This window comes from Plantibacter sp. CFBP 13570 (assembly GCF_014841395.1).
GTDB classification, from domain to species: domain Bacteria; phylum Actinomycetota; class Actinomycetes; order Actinomycetales; family Microbacteriaceae; genus Plantibacter; species Plantibacter auratus.
In genome coordinates this window covers 1-1198 of sequence record NZ_JACYTW010000134.1, presented here as the reverse complement: position 1 = coordinate 1198, position 1198 = coordinate 1, and the positions used below count along the sequence as shown (strand labels likewise).

Below are 1198 nucleotides of genomic sequence, written 5' to 3'. Positions count from 1 at the left end.
ACCGTGAGTGCGGCGAGGGCGCGCCCGCGCGTCGCGATCGGCGTCCGGCGGGCCGCGACGATGCGCGGGAGGGTAGGCGACTCAGTCAAGGGACGCCACCGTCCCTGCCGCGAGTCGGTCGGCGAGCTCCGCGCGGGCGGCTTTGCCGGTGACGGTGCGGGGCAGCTCGTCGACGACGAACCAGCGTCGGGGCCGGTGGGTCGGCGGCAACAGCGGTGCGAGGGCGTCGCGGAGCATCGCGCGGGTCGGACGCGCGCCCGGGTGCAGCTCCAACACGGCCGTCACGAGCGATCCGACCCCGGCGTTCGGCAGACCGAGCACGACGGCGTCGTCCACCCCGTCGAGTCGGCGCAGGGCCTCCTCGACATCGGCGGGGATGACGGTCGCCGCGGCCGTGAGGATCGCGTCGTCGGATCGGCCGAGGAGCGTGACGATCCCGTCGTCGATCCGTGCGCGGTCGCCGACGGTGGACCAGTCGCCGTCGCGTCGGAGCGGTCCCGAGCCCCCGAGGTACCCGGTCGCGACGAACGGCGATCGGACCCAGAGGACGTCGTCGTCGCGGACCTCGAGCTCGACGCCGGGGAAGGCACGGAGGCCCGGTCGATCCGGATCGGCGCCGTCGTCGACCGCCACGAAGGAGAGCTCGGCGGCACCGTAGTAGGACACGACACGGATGCCGAGGTCCTCCGCCCTGGCGCGGAGCCCGGGGTCGAGTGAGGCGCCTCCGATCAACGCCACCCGCAGGCGGGGTGGCACCTCGCCGTCGAGCAGCGCCCGGAGGCCGTTCGGAGTCCCGTGGAACCGGGTCGCGTCACGGGCGTCGTCGGGGGTGAGCGCGTGGGTGGTCGGGAGGGCGAGCGAGCAACCGACGGCGGCCGCATGGGCGACCGAGAAGAGCGACAGCGACGACGCGGGCGGCGACGACAGCGCCAGGACGTCGTCCGGCCCGAGGTCGAGCAGCGCGCCGACGGCCGGGAAGGAGTCCGCCCACGACGCTGCGGTCCTGAGCACGATGCGCGGCTCGCCGGTGGTGCCGGAGGTCAGCGTCGCCCAGCCCTGGGCCGGCTGTGGACCGGCCGCGGTGGTGCGGTCGCGGACGGAACGCCAGTACGACTCGCTCCACCGGTCGTCGCCGATCAGTGGCACGTCGCCGGCCGCCCGCACCTCGAGCGTCCGACGGACGAGGTCGGTCGGCGCC

The 1198-nt window shown here is 75.2% G+C and carries 1 protein-coding gene; it reads right to left on the bottom strand.

Annotated features, from left to right (window positions below):
* Positions 1-81 precede the first annotated feature (81 nt).
* A partial coding sequence (locus IFT89_RS19865) for a class I adenylate-forming enzyme family protein (protein ID WP_213014340.1) occupies positions 82-1198 on the bottom strand: 1117 nt, incomplete at its 5' end.